Below are 20998 nucleotides of genomic sequence, written 5' to 3' on the forward strand. Positions count from 1 at the left end.
AATCTCTCTATAATTTATCTATATCAGGGTAAGAACGCGCAATAGCACAGGTTGCCTGAGAATTTTTTTGTTTAGGTAAAACTAATTCTGCTTTGTTTCCTGTAAATTGTTGGGCAGCATATAAAGCAGCCGACTCAGCAACACCATAAACACCAACAATTGAATAGACATAATCAGAGCGTGTACTTAATAACGCTTCAACACTAGTTAATTGTTTTTTATTCCACACCTGAAAAGGTTTATTGATTAAATATGATAATCTAATCAGCCCTAGTTCATCCGCTTTTATATCAATGCTATTAAGATTACTAATTGCTTCAATCGATAAGCTAACCTGTTGCAAGCACTCATTAAATAACTTTTGTAACACCCATTCTGGACAGCCTCTCTCACACCCCATTCCTACCGTGTAAACAGGCTGTAAATATGGTTTAGCGGTTGTAATTATCGGGGTTGCATTGATTAAGGCGGCCACTTTATAGGCTAAATAATTAGCCCCGCCTTCATGCCCAGATATTAATGGGATAACAAACTCGCCGCTTTCATCTAAAACTAAAACAGGCGGATCATCTTTTTTACTTTTCAACACAACAGCTAAAGTTCTAACCACAATTCCGGTTGCACAAATAAAAATAAGCGAGTCACCAGCAGTAAATGCTTGTTGAACTTGTTGGCTAAAAGGCTTGGGCTTAAACCATAAATCACAGTAAAAGTCACTCGTAGCATTGCCAGCAATAGCTGTTTTGTTATTTATTATTTTATTTTTAAGCGTTTGTCCCAACTGATACCCGGCTTCAGTCAGTGCAATTATTCTAATCATTATTTCAACCTAAACGCTTACTTTTTCGACAAACAACAAATAATGAAAAATAAGGACCAACCTCATCGGTTAAAACTGATATATCCTTTTCAACGACTTCATTTTCTCGGCCGATATAAGCTAAATAACAAGCTTCGTCAAAACGTTGGGCTTTTTTCAATGCAGCTAATATTTTAGCACGCGATTTGCCAGCTTTAAGAATAACGACACTGTCATGTTGCTTTAAAGCTTCACATAAATAAGCTTCATCATGTCGACCGCTGACAACAGCAAACGATTCTGTTAATTGAGTTAACGGCTGTTTTAAAACAGCCGAAGCTGCATGAATTGATGATATACCAGGAATAACTTCACAAAAAAAATGGCTTTGCAAACGCGTTAGCAAATAAGCAAACGAACCAAAAAACAATGGATCACCTTCACATAAAAAGACTACATTTTTGCCTTGTTGCAAATAAGTTTTTATTGAGATACATGCTTCATCATAAGCAGAATTAGCGATAGCTCTTTCATTATTCATGGGCATATAAATCGGTATTTCTATCGGTTTATCAACTCTTTTTTTTAATACTGCTTGGGCAATATTTTTTGCTTGAGAAATATTATCGGCATTAACCAGATAAGTAATAACTTCAGTCTGTTGAATATAACGATAAGCTTTGAGTGTCATTAGCTCAGGATCACCTGGCCCCACTCCAACACCGATTAACTTTCCTGTTTGTTGACAAGAATTATATGCATTTGACGTAATACTAGTATTCATTATGCTTAAGCTTGGTTAATTTAAAAAGAGTAACCGGTAAATTAGGTTGATAAACCAGTTGTCCTGCCAAAGTTTTTCCTTGACTAACTGCAACTTGCATAGTATCTAGCAACAACAACTCTGGTGCTAAGTTGTCTATAAAATTGAGCAGTTTATTTTTGTTATTTTCAGTCACTGTTGATATGATTAACAAACCACCTTGAGGTAGTTGTTGCCAACTTACTTTTAAGAGCTGTTCTAAATAACCATCGCTCCCCCCAATAAAAATTTTATTGGCTTTAGGTAATTTCTTTAATGACTCTGGCGCATACCCTTCAATCACCTTTAAATTTTTAACAACACCAAAACGCAACTTATTTTCATTTAAGCACTTCAATCGTTTTTTATGATGTTCTATTGCATACACTTGAGTATTTTTATTCCAGTATGCCAGCTCGATAGAAACTCCACCACACCCTGCACCAATATCCCAAATAACATCTTGATTAGAGGCTTGCAATAAAGAAAGAATGACTAATCTCACTTCTCGTTTAGTAATCAGTCCCTGTCCTTTTTCACCATCAGTTACGAAATGACTAGTCGGTATACCAGGAAACTCTGGTAAAACATTTCCTTCTCCTTTTACTTCAATGACACTCACATGCAAGGGAGCCACATCAAAAATATTACTATCATTATTACTTTGAATTAAGTCACTCACATAAAACTTGCTAATTTTTTCTTGCGGATAACCTAAATTTTCGCACACCCATATTATTGAATCGGCAAAGCCAGCTAACGCACACTCTTTAGCTAAATATTGAGGGTGACTATTTTTATCGGTTAAAACAACCAAATTAACATTACTTTTTAATTGAGTGCGAATAGTTTCAAGTGGACGGCCATGCAAACTAACAAACTGGCAATCTTGTATGGGTAATCCCACTTTATGACAAGCTGCCTGAATACTTGAAACAGCCGGATAAAAACGTAAGCGTTCAACGCCTAACTGCCGTTTCAACCAGCTACCTATACCAAAGAACAAAGGGTCACCAGACGCTAATATCACAACAGATTGATTACTACACGCTAAAAGTATCGACTTTAATTTTTTTAACTTAGGTAACAGAATAAGCTGTTGTTTTTTGCTAATAAACATTTTAACAACAGCCAATTGTCTTTCTGAACCAATAATAATATCACTACTTTTAAATGCATTAAGCGCTTCAGAAGAAAATAAAACATTTTCAGCAACCCCTAAACCCAATACATGAATGATCTTAGAATTGAGATCAGGTTGTGTTATTTTTTCTTCAAATTCGCTCTGTTCGGAATTATTTAACAACTCAATCATACTAACCACTCATTAATAATATTCATTAATATGACACCTCAACAACGCATTTAACGTAGCACAAGAAACCGCACTACCACCTTGTTGCCCCAATAAGGTAATGCATTCTATGTTTAGTTTTTTATGATTTTCCCATAATGCTTGTTTAGATTCTGCAGCACCAATAAATCCAACAGGCATGCCGATAATCAATCCAGGTTTTCCGGCTCCTTCCTCTATCATTTCCAATAAACGAAATAATGCAGTTGGAGCGTTACCAATCACAACAATAGCCCCCTCAAGATTTTCACGCCAAAAGGTTAACGCAGCCATTGTACGAGTTTCACCAGTCTGTTTAGCTAATTTTGTCACGCTTTGTTCATTTAAATAACAACCAGGCTCAACCGATAACATCCGTTTCGTTATACCTTGTTTAACCATTTCAACATCACAAAAAATAGGACGTTGTTGTTCTATAGCCTTTAAACCACTCTCACAAGCCTTCTCACTAAAGCGAACATGTTTTGCTATACTTGGTAAGCCGACACTATGTACAATCCGCATAATAACTTGCTGTTGTGTTTCATCTAATCCGTCTAGATTAGTTAGCTGCCTAATTTTTTTAAAGCTCTGCTGCTCAATAATTTGTGGATTGGTTTCATATTCAAATGGCATATATAGCGACAACTATTATTTCAAGAAAAAGTTAATTACTGAATTTTCACACTCATTGATTTCATCAAAAACTTTATCGGCTTTTGCTAACTCAGGACGAGCTAACATCATCACAGGTATAGCAAGTTCACGTGCGGCTTGTAATTTTGCAATAGTAGAACTGCCCCCACTATTTTTAGTCAATAAAACATCAACATTGAACGCTTTCATCAAAGCCAACTCTTTAGCTTTTTCAAACGGACCAATCGCTTTTATCCAATGCATACTATCTGGTATTTCTATATTGGATTTTATTGCTGTACGTAATATTTGTTTTTGTACTAACTTTTTATCTTCTAAAAGTTTCATTAGGTTCTCAATTAACTTTTGCTCTATTTGACCAACGCTAAAAAACACACACTTTTTATCAATAATATTAGGCAACAGTTCATCCCAATTATTAAATGTAAACCAGTCATCTTGAGCACCTGGCTTCCAGGGTTGACGTTCAAATCGCCAACAAGGTATATCGAGCTCAACAGCGGAACGGACAGCGGCACAACTCATTTTCACCGCATAAGGATGGGTAGCATCTAAAATCAAGCTTATTTTTTTCTGTTGATTTTTTTCTAATTCAACGTTTTTGTATTGAATATACTCAACTAAACCACCAAACTGACTAAAACCACCACTCACAATTTCACAGGGAACATTAGGTTGCCTAACTAGGCCTGCAACACTGTAAATTGTCGTTAACCCTTTTTCAAATAAATGGCAAGCCATTTTTCTTGCATCAGCTGTACCCCCCAACAAAAGAATACTCATTTTAATCTTGCTCTAGGTAGATCAATTGCTGCAGCTTTAGCAACAATATTTCCATGCCGATTGATGGCCCAAACATCCACTTCTATGTTTGCAGGTATAATTGTATAAACTTTTTCCAACGCTGCTCGACAAACGGATTTTGCTAAATTAATATTTTCTTGGTTACAGTAATTAAGCGCTTCAATACTTGTATTTGCCGTTATTATTTTTTGCTGTAGTCTTTGTTCGGCTCCTTCGTCTTTTGCTAACTTAGCTAAAAATTCAAAATCAATTGAAGAAACTCGACTATTAAGATCTAAATGACCTTTAGCTAACTTGCTTATTTTACCAAAACCACCACAAATACTGAGTTTTTTAATCACAAACTCTCCTGGCAAACTTTTTTTCGACTTGACTTTGAGATACTTTAAAACAGCCCCAATAAAATCTCCCATTTCAATTAAAGCAATTTCTGGTAACTGATAAATTTTTTTAATTGCAGCCTCACTACTACTCCCTGTTGATGCAGCAATATGTTTATAACCATTTTTATTGGCTACATCAATACCCTGATGGATTGAAGCAATATAAGCAGAACACGAAAAAGGTCTAACGATTCCTGTCGTGCCTAGTATTGATAGCCCCCCTAATATTCCTAGTCTCGGGTTCATTGTTTTTAATGCAATTTGTTCACCATTTTCAACGCCAACAGACACTTCAAACCCTCCCTCATAAGCATACTCTTTGGCGATTAAGCTTAAATGTTTTATAATCATTTCTCTGGGAACAGGGTTAATTGCCGGCTCACCAATCGGAAGCAATAAGCCATCACGAGTCACAGTTCCAACACCTTTAGCCGCTTTAAATTTAATTTGTTTATCAGTATTTTTTCCTATATTGAATGCTGATATTTTTTTTAGTTCAACAAAAATAGTCGCACCATGAGTTGCATCAGGATCATCGCCTGCATCTTTAATGGTTGCACTTCTAACACTTTGTTGCTGTTTAAAATGAGTGATATTTAACGAATTGTGTTTTGTTTCTGTTAGCTGAACAAAGCTCTCGGCAGGCTCCACTAATTCTAAACCAGCAATATCAAGCTCAACTATTTTTCCTTTTGGCAAAGTCACACTTGCTTTAGTAATCTTTTTTTTACCTAATAAATAATGGGCCGCAGCAACACAGCAGGCCGTCGCACAACAACCAGTCGTCAGCCCGCTTTTTAAAGGTTTTATATTTTCGTTACTTTCTGGCCACATAGTTATTAACTAAATATAGAGCGTAGATAAAACATATCATTGTGGCATATTCCATATCACTAAATTGTTTGATATAACCAAAAGCCACCAAACAATACTGATAAGCTGGCAACTAAATGACGACTTAAATAGAAAACTTTAACATAACGTTCTTTCAGGTATTTTTGTAAAAAGCCAAAACTTAGTCCAAAAAGTAACATTGATAACATAACACCTAGGGAAAAAATCACTAAGTAAGTTAATACAACTAACAACTCTCCTTGATTAACCGCAGGAATCAACGCTAATGCTGGTGCACTACCAGCCAAACCGTGTAATCCACCAACCAAAACAGGCATATGTTGTTTTTCTATTGAGCGTTTACTTTCGTTCTGTTCCAGTTTTTGATTAGTTCGCTCAGTTAAATCCTCATTTCTCTGCCAATGCATATGTTTGGTTTCACCATGATGATGAACATTTAAGCGAATATTATCTTGCCTAAATTGCCAAAAACACATTAAGCCAATGACAATCAAAAATATACCAATTAAACTTTCAGCTAAACTTTGCAATTCTTCAGGAATAATGATCCCCATCCCGTATAACAATATGGCACAAGCGAGTAAAATACCACCATGACCAATTGACCAATGGGCACTAAAATAAATAGTGCGAAACAAACTTGGTTTTTGATTACTTAAACTAGACACAGCCATTACATGGTCGGCATCTAAAGCATGCAACATTCCTAAACCAAACCCAAGTACAAGGAGCGGAATTAATTCAACTAACATAATGACCTTCTTCGATATTTTTAGCTTTTGTTATTCCAATTTCAGCAGACGCATTACTGACCTCTTTGCTGGGGCACAATAATTGAGCAATGGCTGCTGGATTAGAAGGAAAAAATAAATGTAAATAGGTTGCAGTGAGTGTTCCTTCTCGATAGATAGCCTCTCCTGGCGCAGAGTGACGCTGGCGTATTCCATATGCAATTGGTTCTGGTGTATTAACACTTCTTGAACGATGATGAGCATGACCACGAATATTTCCTTCTGGTAATGCTGCTGTTTGCATTCCTTGACAACCGCGTTTACCACGCATAGCACCTTCACCTTGAATTAAACCAAGCATTGAATGTTGTTTATTATCTAAATCGGTTAATGTTTCTAACGTATATAAATAGCCACCACACTCAGCCAAAACTGGCTTTTTACTTTGATGAAACTGCTGAATACTTAGTTTCATTGAGTGATTAGTTGATAACTTTTCAGCGTGTAACTCAGGATACCCACCAGGTAACCAAAGAGCATCGGCAGAAGGCAAATGAGGATCATTGAGCGGTGAAAAAAACACATACTGAGCACCGAGTTGTTTAAGCAAACGTAAATTAGCATCGTAAATAAAACTAAATGCTTTATCTCTAGCGATAGCAATGGTTTTGTTTTTCAAACTTGGCTGAATAATATTATTCTTCAATTTTTCGACTGGATAAAACTCAACAGGTGATAACAATGGCTGTTTGATCATTTCTTCTAAACCAGCCCTCTCTAACCAGTCGGCTCCAGCATTAAAGCGCGACTCAAGTTCTTCTATAATTTCTTCAGCTTGTACTAATCCTAAATGTCTTTCTGGTAAAGCAACCATCGGAGTACGTTCTAATGACGCAAGCAATGGTAATGAAGTCGGTAACGAATCCCTAATTAATTGAGCATGTCTTTCACTACCACAGTTATTGGCTATTAAACCCACAACATTAATATCATCTCGAAAATTGGCTAAACCAGTGGCAATAGCTGATGCTGTCTGCGCCATCCCTTTTACATCCATGATGATAATCATAGGAATATTAAAACGGGCTGCTAAATCAGCACTGGATGGCTCACCATCAAACATTCCCATAACCCCTTCAATTAAAATCAAATCAGATTGAAGCGCCGCATCGAACAACATTTGTTGACAGTAATCTTCACCAGCCATCCATAAATCCAGCTGTTCAACCCCTTGCTTAGAGGCTTGACTCAATATTTGAGGATCAAGATAGTCAGGGCCACATTTAAACACTTGTACGCGCTTACCTTGTCGTACAAGCATTCTTGCTAATGCAGCCGTTATTGTTGTTTTGCCTTGACCAGAAGCCGGCGCAGCAATAAATAATGCAGGGCAAGTCACACTCATAACCTAACCTTATAATAATATCGATTTAAACAACAATGACTGGCAAAAAATTTTAACCGCATACTCATTAATAACCTGTTGGTAACGTTAAATAATCAGCACCTAATTGTTTAGCAATGATACGGCCTTTGCCTCGCTTCACTATTGAGCTTTCAATATCAATCAATACACTTTGACCAAGGAATTTAAGATTATCAATAGTTTGAGCAATACCCCCATCAGTAATTAAATAATTCTTAATTAATAGTTGTGGTAGTGCACGCAAACATTTAATTTGATAATCATAAACTTGATTAATCATTTGATTTAAGGGAGTACCACCACCAGCAGTAATATTTTTTAGCCACTCTAAAATAACTTTTGGTGCTTTTTGCTTGGCTAAAAGTGTTTGTACATTTTGATTGCCAAAGCCAAATACACATAACTGCTCTCGGTTAATATAAGCTTTCTCAACAATTGACTGAACAACTGATTTTGCTTTTGCGAATTGTTGTTGCTTTAAAACGGATGCTGAAGTATCAAGTAAAATCAAATTAAGTATCGGCAACGAATTTTTAGACTTTTTAAATTGTATTTTTTTAGGTGGCCATGAGCCATTTCCAGAAATAATAGTGTTAAACCATGCCGGTTGACAAGATAAGTTTTGTGTTAAGTAACCTCCTCCCAATACACCTTTTTGACTTTTATTAGATGCTAAACCGGTTTGCAACAATGACTTAACATTAGTACTTTTATGTTTATCTAACAGTGGCCATTCTTCCATAAATGCAGGTATAATTTCCGTACTCTTTTGAGGTAGCATAGTCCCCCAGTCACTTATTTTTGATGTGTTTTTTTCTGTTTTTTCATTTGAGCTCGGAATACTTTCTTTTGAGTTAAATGTGTCTGAGTAGCTCGATTCTGGTCGCTTAAAAAAAGATTGGGGAGAATTACTGTGTTGAGATTCACTATTTTTCTGTTCATCTTGATTTGGCTTAGGTGGTAAGCTATTTTTTCTGCGATGAGCCAAAACCAATTCTTCAACAGCATACACATCTTGCTCAGAAATTTCATTACTTTGTGACCAAGCGGCATGTGCACTTGCTGCTCTGTACCAAACAATATCAGCTCTCACCCCATCAACATTAGCTTTGCTACAACGCCTTGCAATTAACTCACGAATATGAGCATTACAGTTTACTTTGTTAATAAGCTGCTTCGCATGAGTAATCTTTTGTTTTAATTGTTTCTGTTGGACATCAAATTGCTTAATAAATTCTTCAGGATCTTTTTCAAATGATTCTCTTAAACGTACAATTTCTATTCTTTGTTGAATGGTATATTGATTGTTCAATTGAACTGATAACCCAAATCGGTCAAGTAACTGTGGGCGAATTTCTCCTTCATCAGGGTTCATCGTACCGAGTAACAAAAAACGTGATTCATGACTATGACTGATCCCATCCCTCTCGACGTAATTAATGCCACTAGCCGCTACATCCAACAATAAATCAACTAAAAAATCAGGTAACAAATTGACCTCATCAACATATAAAACCCCATTATTGGCTTTAGCTAATATACCCGGATTGAATGAAACATTTTTATCGTTAAGTACTTTTTGCAAATCAAGCGTGCCAATTAACATTTCTTCTGTCGTACTTAATGGTAGCGTTACAAAAGGATGTGTATCACCTAACAATTGGGCAAACCCTCTTGCTAGTGTTGACTTTGCTGAGCCTCGAAAGCCAGAAACCAGTACACCACCAATACCTGGATTAATTGCCGCAAGAATTAATGCGAGCTTATAATTTTGTTGGCCAGAAACAGCACTAAAAGGAAAGTCAAATGGTAGCACTTTCATTTACCATAAACCCATTTAATACTTTATTTTTAATTGCCCAGGCACACATAATGCCAAGTATGATCCAAAAAATAAAATTAGTTAAACTACTGACAATAATAAATTGTTGATGTAATTGCTCAAGCAAAGAAACTACCTGAGGATCAGCTTGAGAAAACTCTTTGCCAATATGTCTAGGTGCACCAATAATGAAAGGTAATGCAATACTTAATAAACCAAATAGCTTAAATGGCTTTGGCGCATAAGTAAGAACCATTATACCAACAACAGTCAATATCACAGTTAATACCCACCAACCTTGTCTATTTTCTAGTGCAGCAGCTTCTATGCCTGGTATTTCAGGTGGTAAACCAATACTAGGCGCAGCAAAAAAAGCGATAAATCCAGCACCTCCCCAAAGTATTCCTTTAGCGATACTTAATTGGGTTCGCCCTTGAACTTGTAGCTGGGCCATCAAAGCTAACAGTATTAAAGAGAACCCCATACTCGCAAAAATATTTGATATTATTGTATAAAATAAACGCTCACTGCCATTTTCAGGCGACCATGCATCTGGGCTGTGGTGATCATTTGAAGCCATATCATCAACGGTTTGATTCGCTAAAAAATATTGTTTAGTCAATGCTGGTTCATTAGAAACTAGGGAAATATGCTGATGAGCAGAACCTCCTGCCAGAGTATTAACTTCAAAGGATTCTGCGGCATAAATAATAGGTGCCAACATAAAGTGCTGAACTAAACTTAATAAGAGGCCAGTAGCAACTCCTATCCATAATGTATGGAGGACAATACGTCGAAAAAGCATTTCGAATTTCTCTCTAATTCAAAGCAATAGGTAAGTCCTGACAAAACTCAGGCACTTAATTAATCCTAATTACTAATAATTTAATGGCACGGAAAAGCTAATGAATGACGAGTGTCATGTGCTGCATTATGTACTGCATCGGTCGGCAAAAAGCCAACCGCGTACAATATAACAGCACCTAATATAACGGATGCAACAGTATGAATAACTGATGACTGTATTGAAATAGTGACAAAATCAATCCCTTTAGAATAAGGGACACTTTGGACAGATCTATTTTGAGAAAGCATAATAAAAACCTCTAGCACCCACCGTGCAAGCTAGTTATAAACCATTAACAGGCCGGTCTTCGGGCTAAAAGAGAACTTAGTTATATACTAAATTACATTTACACCTTCCCAGGTTAAGCAAAACCCAGTGGCTATTTGTAAAATGACTCTTTATTACCGATGCGGGGGCAGCGACGGAATTTGGCTTAATAGCTTTATGACCGTACTTCCCGATTATCCCACGCTTTGAATCTTGTTATTTTCAGAAGATAAAAGATATCCTCAAGAACACTTTCAAAGAGTTGGGCACCTATCACTAATGCCGAAATTCTACGCAGTAAGTGAGTTTTATACAAGCACAAATATCAATTATCTAAATTTATTATAATCTTATTTTAAATATGCTCGCTATTGGCTTCACAACACAAATTAGTCACTTTAGTATTTAGGCAGTATAAGCGGTTATTAACTTTAGTGTCTGAGTGGTATACACTAATTTGGGCATTATATTGAATTAATAACTCATTCAAATTACTCGTGTAGAGCAACTTTTTGAACTCACGCAGATTTCGATGTCCTTCATTGTCTAACAAGGATAATAATCCCTGCAGGCTAAAAACCAACCTATCATTGCAAAAATAGATACAGCTTCTACTATTCAAAATTTTATCTAAAGTATTAACATCTGACTGTATAACGTGAATAAAAAATTGAAAGACTTCGAAATAAAACTTTGACATGAGATTAGTTTGAATAAAAATTGCAGGCTCAACGAGAATAAAAAATTAATCGTAGCATATTTATCGTCTGTTTATGGCACTAATTATTAAGTAACAATAGCTTATTAGGTAACAATACCTTATTAGGCAACGATATCTTAATAAGCGATTATCTACTAGATGACAGTATCGCTAGAAAGCTCACACTGAGTAAATAAAGCCTGTAAATTTAAAATAGCAACAGTGTGTTGGTTATATATAAAAGCAGATAAAACAATATGATGCATCAGTTTAACATCTTCTGTTTGCTCACAATAACTTGAATCATAAACTTGGATAAATATCGGTGGTTTTAATAAGTCGATAGCAGCAAAAAAAGTTTCATTATTATACCAATATTTAACCACTAAAATTTGCTTACTCACTGTGGCATTACCAAAAACCAAAGTCGACAAATTACATACAGGTATTAAATTATTTTTCCACCAACAGGCATAACGACAATAATCTGGGGACAAGGGGATTTCAACTAAATCGGGTGAAATAATTATTTCTTGCATTGCATGAGTGGCAATAGCAACAAACTCATCTTTAGCATACTCGATAAGCCAAGCATTAGAGACTTGATTACTATTAGTCATATTTTGCTATCCACATAATTCTGTTCGGTTGTTACTTCTAGTTGACAAAGATACTGATAGAACTTTTCAAAATCGATAGTAAAATAATCCTTATCAGTCACTTGTAGTAGATTTAATATTGGTGATTGCTTTGTTTTTGTTGCCTCAGGAATAACAGTTAACTTTTTATTCATTATAGACTCAGTAAAAGCTACTTTTTGACAATATAATCCCATTAAGTTATTAAAACATTGAAGAATAACAATTTGTTTTCTTTGCTCGTCACTTTTATATAGCGGTTTAAAGTGACGATCTAACGAAATTAATTTCATATCAGTACCAAGGTTATTATTATGAACTTCACTCGCTAATGTAACCGATATCACATAACCAATATTCACAGCAACACCAACGCCATCCCACTCCATTAAACAGTATTCTTGATTGTTTTGTTTTTTCAAATCAGCACTCAACCCTATATCAAATAGTTGATGGTTTGCCTGCTTCATTAAGCAACATCCTTGGTTAAATTTTCAATATGAGACAACACTTCCACTTCAGAAAAAGGTTTGGTTAAATAGGCGGTAACTCCGGCTTTTTTAGCAGATTCTTTATGCTTTTCAGTATAACGAGAAGTTATCATGACAATTGGAATATCACTAATTTCTCGACGAGAGCGAACATGAGATGCCAGCTCTAATCCATTAAGCCGAGGTAATTCTAAATCAGACAAAATAAGATCTGGACGCCAATTTTTTAGTAACTGAACAGCTTCAATACCATCAATAACAGACTTAACTTCATAACCAGAGTCTGCAACCAACTGCTCTAACATCCTTCGAGTACTCAACGAATCTTCAACGACTAAAACTTTTTTAAGTCCTTCATTAATTTGTGGCGACTGATTAACTTTGTTATTTTTAAAGCTTACTACTTGTGAACCACTAGCAAGTAATTCATTAAATTCTAACACGGCGATGATACTACCATCACCTAAAGTTGCAGCACCTTGAACACCTTTTAAATGAGGCAAAAACAGACCAAACTTTTTCAAGACAATATCTTTACAACCGATAACTTCGTCCACAAATATAGCTTTTTCACCAAGCTCTGAACGAATAATCATTCCTGGTTTTTTAGACAGAAACTCTTCTTTATTAATTTCGTTGAGTTCTTCTGATAATAATTGCGCTAAAAAATGTAGCGAATAATTTTTATCTCCAAAATTAAAATTTAATTTCTCACCAATTTTACGTACCTCTCCCGATCCCGAAGCAAATGCATTAATAACAATATTTGATGGTATAGCATATAATGTTTCTGCCACCCTAGTAATTAATACATGCTTAGATACCATAGTAACTGGCAATGTAATTTCAACCTTGCAACCAACATTTTTTAACGAGTTAATTTCAATATAACCACCATAGCTAAAGACACTTTGGTGTACAACATCCATACCTACACCACGACCAGAGGTCGATGTTACAGTATCACGAGTAGAAAACCCTGGTTTCATTAAATAGTGAGAAAGCTCTTTGTCAGTTACTATGTCATGGCTTTGTATAACACCCTCTGATATCAATTTTTCTCTCACCTTATCATAATTAATGCCTTGACCATCATCTTCACAAGTCACAAAAATTGAATGTCCTTTCTGCATAAATTTTAACGTAATCGTTCCAGATTCATTTTTTCCTTTATTAATTCTCTCTTCTGAACTTTCAATACCATGATCTGCTGCATTCCTTAAAATATGCATTAATGGATCGGTAAGCACATTAAGTACATCAACATCGATACTGATCGATTGGCCTATAATATTAAGGTTAATATTCTTATTCAACAACCGAGACACCTGACGAATGCACCTTTCTAGTCGAGGAACAATACTATTAACCGGCACCATTCGAGTTGCCATAATATCTGACTCCATGACCTTTGCGGAACTGACTTGTCTTTGAAAAAGCATTTCCATACTACTTAATCTATTTTTTGTTTGGCCTTTAACCTCTCGTAAATCAGAAACTGATTCGACAATTTGATTTAAATAAGTATGTAACTCATCCATTCTATTCACTTCTAAAGGATCAAACTCATCAGCACCGCTATTTTCTCGAGTTTCATTGGCCGAATAGCGCCCTCTATTTCTTGATGTCACTTGCAAATCAATATAATTTTCAAACTGAAATATAGTCCGTTGAATTTTTTCTGTTAAACTATCTAGTTCAGTAAAATTCCGTTTAATTTGACCATACTCATCCTCAATCTGCCCTTGTAATATGGTGTTTTCACCAACATTCTTTAAGATTTTCTCTAACTCTTCTTTAGCCACTCGAATAACAGAGCCGCTTTTCTTATTGGACTTATTATCTGACTCACTTTTAAGTAGGCTTTTACTATTATCAGTAGTATCTGTAACTTCTTTTCTTTTTTCTTCATCATTTTCGTCAGTAGCGGCTAATACTGATTGGTTATTATTATTACCTTCTTGCAAAAATAAATTAAATTTATCTTGCTGTTTACTGATAAGTTCCATTGTTGGCATTTCTTTGGAACGATAAAATGAAATATCAGTTAATGACTGTAATGTTAAAAGTAAATAATCTGGAAGCCGTCCATTTTCGCAAAGATATTCACATATTTCGGCTAATTTATCCGCAACCCTAAAAATAAAATCGACAACTTTTTGGGGGAATACCGATTGCTCATCGGCAAGAAAACCTAAAATATCTTCAAATTCATGAGCAATATTTACTAATCCATTTATTCCAATCGTTGCAGCAGCACCTTTTAACGTATGAACACATCTTTGCGCTGAAATCAAATGAGATAAATCTGAGTTAGATTTTGTAAAAGCTTCAAGGTGATGAGTTAATTCTTCAACATGCATTGGTGCTTCTTGTAAAAACATATCAACTAAAGTCACTTGGGCATCTGATGGAATTTCTATATTAACATCATCGTTATCAACGGATTTATACTCTCTATCCTTGTTTTCTCTTAGTTCTTCTTGCAGCATTTCTTCACAAAATAATGCTGACGATTCTTCGATTAAAGTTGAGTCAAGTTGGTTAAATTCAATTTCAATTAGATATTGGAATAAACTTAATATGCTTTCTTCACTTTTTTCATTAATAAAACAATAATAATAAGAAAAATCAAAGGCTGTTTTAGTTTGAATTTCTGCTTCAGTATAATTATGACGGCATAACCACTCGGCAAGATTTTCAAAATACCAGCTACTTCCTTCAAGCTGTACATCTTTTGCACTAGCTGCACATAACAAACATTTTTCAGTAACATTATTAATTTCCATTTCAGCAAGTTCATTCCAACGAGACAAAGCATGTTCAATCTCACCTAAAATATCTTTAATTGATAAAAAGTAAGAGTCAAGTACGACATTGGTATGAGGCTGGCCTTCTACTTCTATATTTTCCTCTATATCAAAATTCATCAACTCATCTAGTTTGACATCAGATTCAAAGGAATCATTGCTATTTATATTGGTAGTTTCATTTTGGATAGCTGAGGTTAAGTTTGAATCAACATCGTCCTCCACCAATTGTTTTTGCTCTAAATTGTTATCAAATGTTACTTTTTCATCATCCTTATATTCTTCTTGCTCACTCTCTGCTAACGCCATTAACTCTTCTAAACTCATATTCTCAGTATCATCATTGTCATGACTCGTACAGAGTTCATCAAAGTCTTCAGATATATTACTAATACTTTTTTCATTAGCATCAGTAATAGAACTAAATTCATTATTATCATTCTGAGAAACTGGCAGATCATCAGAAAATTCATCAAAAGCAACCTCATCAGAGTGAGAAGAAATTTGGACGCTAGCTGAATTTTGGTTGGGTTGGATATTTTGTTGAATATTCTTAAATTGTCGCAGTCGCTTTTTAAACAACTTAAGTTGAGAATGACGGAATGGCATATTCCAACTAGTAGAAGAAAGTATTGTAATTAATTTAGCTTCTTGACTCTCACTCTTTTGATTCTGCAATATAAACTCAATAACAGGAGGCCACTCAATAAGCATTCTTTTAACTGCAATACTGACAGGCGCTTTATTTTCTCTAATTGCGAGTAGATTTCCATATACAAACTGGCATGATATGGCTGCAAAGTAATTATTTAATAGATTAAATTTACTCCGCATTGCTTCTAGAACATGACAATATTCATCAATATAATGCTCTTGCTTACTATTACTGTTTTCACATTGAATAATTGAATCAGCTAAACTTTGAAGCTTCAAAAATAAAAGTTCTAAAGCGGCTAATTGTTCATTATTGTCTTTATTGACTAACAAAACCGACTCCTTTCAGAGGCTAATGACTAACAACTCAAGCTGACTTTGACATAGACTTTTCTGGCAGTTTAAACAGTTTAACTGACTCAATTAATTTTCCGGAATTACTAACCAGCTTAATAGTCTCTTCACTTTGCTGCTCTAATTTTGATTGTGTTTCTTTAGCACTTTTTTGTAATTTTAATGAACGATTTTTCAAATCTAAACTAATTTGCGATTGAGCCTTACAAGATTCAGATATTGAGTAAACTTTTTCTTTTAAAAGATTTGTTGTATTGGTTGTTTGCTCCATTGTCTTACCTGCCTCTTCGACTAATTCAGCTCCTTCAATTACTTTAGAAATAGTATGTCCCATAGTTTCGGAGGTATCAGATGTTTCAACCTGAATATTATCAACTAACGAAGTAATTTGTGCTGTAGCTTCACGCGCACTTTCAGCTAATCTTTGTACCTCATCTGCAATAACAGAGAAAGCCTTACCTTCCTCACCGGCAGCTGCCGCTTGCATACTTGCATTTAGTGCTAATACATGAGTTTTTTCTGCAATGTTATTAATAATATCTACAACATGGTTAATTTCTTGTGAACGCTCACCTAATCGCTTTATCCTTTTTTCTGTTTCATGTATGTTTGAACGGATATCAACCATACTATCAATAGTTTTCTTAACCGCATCTGATGCAGAGGTAATCATACTTGCCATATTTTCGGTCAAACTATTACACTCTGTAGCCATAGTGGCATTTTTTTCCATAGCAGTTGTTGCTTTAACTAAACGTTGCGATGAGTTTTCTAGTTGTAAAAACTCATTTTCAGCTGAATCGGAAACCACATCTGACAGTGATTTAACTTTATTAGATGAGTTTTCTACAGTTAATGCAACATCATTAACTTGGTGCAATACACCACTTATAGCTTCAACAACTTGTGCTATCGCATCAGAAAGGGGTCCTGTTACATCTTCAGAAACAGGTAAGTCAGCTGTTAAATCTCGATCCGATAATCGCATTGTACCTTCTAACAGTCTAATGATTGACTCATTCAGTTGATCATTTTTTCTTTCTGTTTCTGCTAATGCCGCAATTCTATCGTCGAGTAAGTCATTTAAAGTTTTACCTAAAGTACCAAGTTCATCATCTGTTGTAATTTCTGCCCGAGCAGTAAAATTACCTTCAGCAACATTGTTTACTGTATCCTCAAGGTTTTTAACTGGTTTTATCATCGTACGTACTAAAAACCATACAACAACCGCTGTTACCAGTAAGATAATCAAACCAATGACAATAGAAGCCAGTCTAATAGAGTCACGTAAAACAACCGTCGAACTAAACGCTTCACTTTCATCAATCTCCGCTAAAATAGCCCATTTAGTACCTAAAAAATCAAGTGTTGTATAGGCTGACAGTACTGATTGACCACGATAATCATCAAATATGCTAAAACCAGTTTTATTTAACATAGCTGCTTGTGTGCCAGGTGTCGATACAGTTTGTAATCCAATACTTGTATCTTTGGCTTTAATACTTTGAATTATTTTTTTATCTAGGTTCGATTGATTCAAAGCGGCAAGATAAGCTTCTTTATCTTCGATCAAAAATCGGCTGTCATTTCTAATCAGGTTATCAGTACCCACAATATAAGTTTCTCCCGAATCACCTAGTCCATTTTCTTTCCACTGTTCATTTGAGGTCATAATTTGATTGATACGAGCAATAGGTGCTTGAAAAATTAATATACCTGTTTTTTTATCATTTTCAAAAATCGGAGAGGCAATAAAAACAGCTTGGTCATTATATGATGGAAAATAAGGTTTAAAGTCTTCAAAAACAACACCTTCAGGATCCGTCAAACGATTTGCCCTTTGAAACGCTTTTCCTAAACCACTCTCAGCATAAGGACCATTGATTAGAGATGTTGCATAATCGAGTTCTTTATAAACAGAGTAAATCACATTACCCGTGTCAGGATTAACTATAAAAATATCATAGTAATCAAATGTTTTAAGAAAATCCCTAATATAAGGATGATATTTTTGATGTGACTTAGAATAATCAGTCCCATCATTTGCACTAATCAAATTGTCTTTTTTACCTAAAGGCTCTGGGTTTGATGAAATATAATGATATTGTAGTGCAACTGTGGCATTGCTTAAGGGAAGTAAATACTGATTCATATCAGGAACTTCACCAACATTTCGATTAGTATACTCTGTGGTAAAATCGGTTGTATAATAATTACTTAAACTCGTTTGATAATTTCTAATTTGTTGCGCTTGTTCTGCTTCATCTATAATCACTTGCTGATTATACTGCTCAAACCCTTGGCTAAAGTCATTTGCCGCATTAATTAGCATTAAGTTATTTGAGAAAGTTTTAACCTGATTTTTTAAACCATTGAGGTAAGTTTGTAACTGCTCTTTTTTAGAATCTCGAATAGAAATCAACTTGTTTTGTTCTTGATTTTGTATCGTTTCTTTAGCAGTGTTAATTGATATATTATCCAGTGATGCTGATACCAAGATAACAGGAATTATTGATACTGAAAGTGCGCCTAGCACCAATTTTTGTTGCAGCTTCATATTATTATCCTATTTTTCTTCTTAACCTAAGTGGTTTTTTATGAACTTACTAGTTGCTTAAAAAAATGAGAACTATCCAATTCAAAATAAATTTCGCCTTTCTCACTTTGGTAATTCCTTAGTATACAAGGATCTAGTTTTTCACTAACTTCTAGCATTTGTGTCTGAATCATTTCCTCAGACAATAAAATTTTTGTTGGTAAAAAGTCACTCAAAAGTCCAAGATAAGATTCATCTTCACCAAAAATCAACAAGTATTTTCTGTTACTTTTTTGAGGCTCACCTTTCGATAGAAACTGATATAAACTAAATACAGGAACAATATTACCTTTATAACTGCTAACTCCAAGCATGGAATATGCAGAGTTTGGCATTGGGTATAGTTCAACATTTAATTCAACTTGGCATTTAACTTTTGCATCTATCAACAAATTAATGTCGTGCACTTTAAAATGATTGAATACTCGAATTGACTGTTGAGTATTTGTGTCTTCTTTTTTATTAGTTATTTTTTGTTTATCAATAGCTAAAGCCTGACTAGGTAGTACCCACTGTTGAGTACCTGTACTTTTTTTATTCATAAAATCATCAGGCTTTGCTAGTGACATATTTAGCTCCAAAAACAATTAATTATGCATAATTTTTAAGCGAGTCAACTATTTGATCGGCTGAATACGGTTTCGTAATATAGGCTTTAGCCCCTAACATTTCTCCCCAGCGTTTATCGGCCTTTTCACCTTTACTCGTCACAAATACAATGTTAGTTCCTTTTAACCCATCATCTGACTGAATATTTCTACAGACTTTAAAACCATCTAAACCGCCCATTATAATATCTAGAAAAACCAAATTAGGTTTTTTCTTCTTTATTTGCTCAACTGCTTCTTCACCACTAGTTGCAATATCAGCTTGAAACCCTGCGTCGGTTACTATCTGATATAAATTTTCACGTTCGGTTTTTGAATCGTCTACGATTAATATTTTGCTCATAACATTTCCTCTTCCAATAATTAATAATATTTATGCTGACTTTAATTGTTTAAATGAAGTGATATTTAACATTTTTAAAATTGCTTGTGACAATGTACTTGAATTAGCTGGTTTAGTAATATATTTATCACACCCCGCTAGTTTTGCTCTAACCATGTTAAACATGTTTGACTTTCCAGTTAACATGCATACAGGAGTATTTTTATGTATGCTGGTCGCTCTGATTTCTTTACATAAATCGTAACCATCAATCCCCGGAAGAACAATATCCAAAAAGATCAAATCATAGTGAATTTTTTTTATTCTTTCTAAAGCGGCTTCACCACTACTCACACAAGTTGCATGTATACCGAGCAGATCAAGCTGAATTGCCATCGCTTTTAAAATGGTATGACAATCATCAACAACCAATGCAGTTACTTTAGAACGATTAACTTTATTAACAACACTATTAAAGTCATTATTATTGCTTGGCTTTACGCTTTCACTAATCTCAAAATCAGGAATTTCACCATAAACCTGAAACATGGCGTGTTGCATACCTTTCATAACCGATGCGGGATTAAAAGGTTTTAAAATGGATGTTTGAGAACCTTTTTCATTAATCACTTTGCTAGCATAAATAGAGTAGATAGGATTAGATCGAGCATTCCAAACTCGCCACTTTCTTACTATTTGAGGCTCATCCGCATTAACAATAGCAAAATGAGCGTTTTCAGCACCTTTACCACTGGTTAGTTGAAAGCTGTAATCATAATTTTTTTCTGCAGACTGAAAAATAGCTTTTAATATCTTTACATCTAGTTTTGACAAACCAATTGCAATGACATCATATGTATTACGTTTTTTCACTTTTCAATGCCCAATCAAAACGAATATTATTCGCAAATAAAGAGTACTGAAAAAGTCTAGCACAAAGTTTTTAAATACAAGCTGCGATAAAATTTAAATAAAACGCTAGATTTATGACACTTTAAAAAAAACAAAGCTTAACTTAATGTTTTAAAAAATGAATCTCAAGCTGTTAATATTATTTCGTTCAAAAAACTATTAAAAAAAATATTATATTTATATCGAA

18 protein-coding genes and 1 riboswitch are annotated in these 20998 nt (G+C 34.7%); all 18 genes read right to left on the minus strand.

The features are described 5' to 3' along the window. Positions 1 to 7: 7 nt before the first annotated feature. Positions 8 to 820 carry a cobalamin biosynthesis protein gene (locus ACT5E3_RS18060; protein WP_444994943.1) on the minus strand — a complete coding sequence of 271 codons (813 nt, stop codon included), beginning with the start codon at positions 818 to 820 and terminating at the stop codon, positions 8 to 10. Positions 821 to 824: 4 nt separating this feature from the next. Then, positions 825 to 1583 (minus strand): precorrin-2 C(20)-methyltransferase, encoded by a 759-nt coding sequence (cobI, locus tag ACT5E3_RS18065; protein WP_444994944.1) that lies wholly within the window; start codon positions 1581 to 1583, stop codon positions 825 to 827. Next, a complete protein-coding gene (cbiE, locus tag ACT5E3_RS18070; RefSeq protein WP_444994945.1) occupies positions 1573 to 2916 on the minus strand; it encodes a precorrin-6y C5,15-methyltransferase (decarboxylating) subunit CbiE in 1344 nt (447 codons plus the stop codon). The genes cobI and cbiE overlap by 11 nt, the downstream gene beginning before the upstream one ends. Before the next feature lie 12 nt (positions 2917 to 2928). Next, entirely contained in the window at positions 2929 to 3570 is a 642-nt protein-coding gene (locus ACT5E3_RS18075; protein ID WP_444994946.1) for a precorrin-8X methylmutase, read from the minus strand. Between the two features lie 15 nt (positions 3571 to 3585). Beyond that, a complete protein-coding gene (locus ACT5E3_RS18080) occupies positions 3586 to 4374 on the minus strand; it encodes a precorrin-6A/cobalt-precorrin-6A reductase (RefSeq protein WP_444994947.1) in 789 nt (262 codons plus the stop codon). Next, positions 4371 to 5612 (minus strand): cobalt-precorrin-5B (C(1))-methyltransferase, encoded by a 1242-nt coding sequence (locus ACT5E3_RS18085; protein ID WP_444994948.1) that lies wholly within the window; start codon positions 5610 to 5612, stop codon positions 4371 to 4373. Before ACT5E3_RS18085 ends, ACT5E3_RS18080 begins: the two co-directional genes overlap by 4 nt. A 59-nt stretch (positions 5613 to 5671) precedes the next feature. Next, the gene (locus tag ACT5E3_RS18090) at positions 5672 to 6385 is read right to left on the minus strand and encodes a HoxN/HupN/NixA family nickel/cobalt transporter (protein WP_444994949.1); all 714 of its coding nucleotides are present in this window, start codon (positions 6383 to 6385) and stop codon (positions 5672 to 5674) included. Further along, positions 6375 to 7769, minus strand: a complete 1395-nt coding sequence (locus ACT5E3_RS18095) for a cobyrinate a,c-diamide synthase (RefSeq protein WP_444994950.1) — start codon at positions 7767 to 7769, stop codon at positions 6375 to 6377. The genes ACT5E3_RS18090 and ACT5E3_RS18095 overlap by 11 nt, the downstream gene beginning before the upstream one ends. Positions 7770 to 7836: 67 nt before the next feature. Beyond that, complete coding sequence (locus tag ACT5E3_RS18100; protein WP_444994951.1) at positions 7837 to 9612, minus strand: AAA family ATPase; 1776 nt, start codon at positions 9610 to 9612, stop codon at positions 7837 to 7839. Next, complete coding sequence (locus ACT5E3_RS18105; protein ID WP_444994952.1) at positions 9593 to 10417, minus strand: CbtA family protein; 825 nt, start codon at positions 10415 to 10417, stop codon at positions 9593 to 9595. The genes ACT5E3_RS18100 and ACT5E3_RS18105 overlap by 20 nt, the downstream gene beginning before the upstream one ends. 80 nt (positions 10418 to 10497) lie before the next feature. Continuing rightward, positions 10498 to 10707 carry a CbtB domain-containing protein gene (locus ACT5E3_RS18110; RefSeq protein ID WP_444994953.1) on the minus strand — a complete coding sequence of 70 codons (210 nt, stop codon included), beginning with the start codon at positions 10705 to 10707 and terminating at the stop codon, positions 10498 to 10500. Positions 10708 to 10740: 33 nt separating this feature from the next. After that, positions 10741 to 10958: riboswitch (cobalamin riboswitch) on the minus strand. A gap of 623 nt (positions 10959 to 11581) precedes the next feature. Continuing rightward, positions 11582 to 12046, minus strand: coding sequence for a chemotaxis protein CheW (locus ACT5E3_RS18115; RefSeq protein ID WP_444994954.1), 465 nt, complete (start codon positions 12044 to 12046; stop codon positions 11582 to 11584). Further along, positions 12043 to 12534 carry a hypothetical protein gene (locus ACT5E3_RS18120; protein WP_444994955.1) on the minus strand — a complete coding sequence of 164 codons (492 nt, stop codon included), beginning with the start codon at positions 12532 to 12534 and terminating at the stop codon, positions 12043 to 12045. Before ACT5E3_RS18120 ends, ACT5E3_RS18115 begins: the two co-directional genes overlap by 4 nt. Further along, entirely contained in the window at positions 12534 to 16352 is a 3819-nt protein-coding gene (locus ACT5E3_RS18125; protein WP_444994956.1) for a hybrid sensor histidine kinase/response regulator, read from the minus strand. The genes ACT5E3_RS18120 and ACT5E3_RS18125 overlap by 1 nt, the downstream gene beginning before the upstream one ends. A 34-nt stretch (positions 16353 to 16386) precedes the next feature. Continuing rightward, the gene (locus ACT5E3_RS18130) at positions 16387 to 18930 is read right to left on the minus strand and encodes a methyl-accepting chemotaxis protein (protein ID WP_444994957.1); all 2544 of its coding nucleotides are present in this window, start codon (positions 18928 to 18930) and stop codon (positions 16387 to 16389) included. A 38-nt stretch (positions 18931 to 18968) separates the two neighbouring features. Then, the gene (locus ACT5E3_RS18135; RefSeq protein WP_444994958.1) at positions 18969 to 19538 is read right to left on the minus strand and encodes a chemotaxis protein CheW; all 570 of its coding nucleotides are present in this window, start codon (positions 19536 to 19538) and stop codon (positions 18969 to 18971) included. A gap of 22 nt (positions 19539 to 19560) precedes the next feature. After that, positions 19561 to 19920: a response regulator gene (locus tag ACT5E3_RS18140; protein ID WP_444994959.1), complete on the minus strand. Its 360-nt coding sequence runs from the start codon at positions 19918 to 19920 to the stop codon at positions 19561 to 19563. 30 nt (positions 19921 to 19950) lie between these two features. Continuing rightward, positions 19951 to 20772, minus strand: a complete 822-nt coding sequence (locus ACT5E3_RS18145) for a response regulator (RefSeq protein WP_444994960.1) — start codon at positions 20770 to 20772, stop codon at positions 19951 to 19953. Positions 20773 to 20998: the final 226 nt, after the last annotated feature.

The organism is Aliikangiella litoralis (assembly GCF_052495765.1).